This is a genomic window from Skermanella sp., from assembly GCF_059503625.1.
In genome coordinates, this window is sequence record NZ_JCACHA010000486.1 from 1 (window position 1) to 2,215 (window position 2,215).

3 protein-coding genes are annotated in these 2,215 nt (G+C 64.5%); 2 read left to right on the plus strand and 1 reads right to left on the minus strand.

Going from position 1 to position 2,215, the window contains the following annotated elements:
* Nucleotides 1–966: NTP transferase domain-containing protein (locus tag AC5JJ6_RS10630; protein WP_496042009.1), on the minus strand; the 966-nt coding region annotated here is incomplete at its 3' end.
* A gap of 158 nt (nt 967–1,124) precedes the next feature.
* Here AC5JJ6_RS10630 and gph point away from each other — a divergent pair.
* Complete coding sequence (gene gph / locus AC5JJ6_RS10635) at nt 1,125–1,814, plus strand: phosphoglycolate phosphatase (RefSeq protein WP_496042010.1); 690 nt, start codon at nt 1,125–1,127, stop codon at nt 1,812–1,814.
* 176 nt (nt 1,815–1,990) lie between these two features.
* Nucleotides 1,991–2,215 (plus strand): cytochrome ubiquinol oxidase subunit I (locus AC5JJ6_RS10640; protein WP_496042011.1); only part of this gene is annotated, 225 nt, incomplete at its 3' end.

The window sequence follows — 2,215 nt, forward strand, 5'->3', positions numbered from 1 at the left end:
CGCGAACGGGCCGATGATGGCGCCCGGCGATACGATGACTTCTTCCAGGTGGCAGAACGGCTTGATCTCGACCTTGTCCGCGATATTGACCCCCAGGCCGAACACCACGTTCTGCCCGACCAGTACGTCCCGGCCCAGCCGGGTGTCGTGGCTGAAATAGACCGTGTCCGGATCGGCCAGGGTAGCACCGGCAGCCATCGCGGCCGCGCGCAGCCGGCGCTGCATGATAAGCTCGACTTCCGCCAGTTCCGCGCGGGAATTGACGCCGACGACCTCATCGGCCGGCGCTTCGACGACGCGGCAGGCATGGCCGGCGGCACGCGCCACCGCGACCGCATCGGTCAGGTAGTACTCGCCCTTCGCGTTGTCGCTGCCGATGCTGTCCAGCAGGCCGAACAGCCGCGCACCGTCGAACGCCATCAGCCCCGCATTGCACAGGGTGACCGCGCGCTGCTCCTCCGTCGCGTCCAGGTATTCCACGATGGCGTCCAGCCCGCCCTCGGCCCCCAGGATAAGCCGGCCATAGGCACCGGGTGCGGCAGGCCGCATCCCGAGCACGACGACGGCCGGATCGGAAGCCTCCCGCCGGGCCTGCACCATGGCGCCCAGCGTCCTGTCCGTCACCAGCGGCGTATCGCCATAAGCGACCAGCACGTCGCCGTCGAAGCCATCGAGCAGCGCACGGGCAGCCATCACGGCGTCGCCCGTGCCGCGCTGGTTCTCCTGGACGACGGTGGCGTGGGGAGCGACCTCCGCCGCGACGGATTCCATGCCGGGGCCGATCACCGCGATGATCTTCTCCGGCGCCAGCAGGGATGCGGCCGCCACGACATGGGCGACCATGGAGCGGCCCGCAACCTTGTGCAGCACCTTCGGCAGATCCGACTTCATGCGGGTGCCCTTGCCCGCCGCCAGAATAATGCAGGCGAGCGGACGGCGGGTTTCGGTATGATGCGTCAGTGTCATGGTGCGGTTTTCGTCTGATCTGCGTTCAGGTGAGGATTGGCCCCCTTGTGCCACACCTTGAGCGCTCGACCAAAGCCCTTGATCCGGACTTGACCGAAAACCGCCCATTTAACGTTCAACAATCCACTCACGCCCAATCCCTCACACGGAACAACCGGATGCCTCAGCTTCAAGCCGTAATCTTCGACCTGGACGGAACCCTGATCGACAGCGCCCCGGACATCACGGGGGCGGTCAACAAGCTGCTCACCCGTTACGGCCGTCCCACCATCGGCGTGGAGCAGGTCCGGGGCATGGTCGGCGACGGAGCGCCAATCCTCCTGCGGCGCGCCTTCGCCGCGACCGGTGCCGAAATCGACCCGCTGGCGTCGGACGAGATCTACCAGACTTTTCTCGACTACTACGAACAGCAACCGTCCTCCCCGGACTCGATCTTTCCCGGCGTTCCCGAAACGCTGGACCTCCTGCTGGCGCGCGGCCTCAAGCTCGGCCTCTGCACCAACAAGCCTGAGCGCGTCACGACCGAAGTGCTGGCCCAGCTCGACCTCGCCCGGTTCTTCGAATCCGTCGCGGGCGGCGATACCCTGCCCGTTCGGAAGCCCGACGGCGGCCATATTTCCTGGGTGATGGAACGGCTCGGCGCCGGCAAGGACGGGGCCGTGATGGTCGGCGACAACCACAACGACATCGCGGCGGCGCGCGGCGCCGGCATCCCGGTGATCGCCGTCAGCTACGGCTATCCACACTTCCCCACCGCCGAGATGGGCGCCGATGCGATCATCGACCACTTCACCGAACTGCCCGCCATGCTGGACGCTCTCGCAACCGGCAGACCGGCCGTTCGCTGAAATTCCACAAAAAATTCGCGGCAACTTATCGCCCGCAAGCCCATTGATCGCTCGAAAGAGGGATGCCAAGTCGTCGCACTGGTCAATGCGATATGCGGCTCCAAACTTCGTCGTACCGGAACCAAGGGCGGTAAAGCCCTGTTCCGGGCACACGTAGATCAAGGACGGAGCGGACAATGGACATCGATCCGTTGATGTTGTCTCGTATTCAATTTGCTTTCACGATATCTTTCCATATTCTTTTTCCTGCCTTCACCATTGGCCTCGCCAACTGGATCATGGTGCTTGAAGCCCTGTGGTTGCGGACCGGCCGGGACGTCTACCGGATGCTGTCGGAATTCTGGACGAAGATCTTCGCGATCTCGTTCGGCATGGGCGTCGTGTCCGGAATCGTCATGTCT

Bases quoted from the DNA above. Each gene is read 5' to 3' on its own strand.
- gph (WP_496042010.1), top strand. From the start codon at position 1,125: ATGCCTCAGCTTCAAGCCGTAATCTTCGACCTGGACGGAACCCTGATC.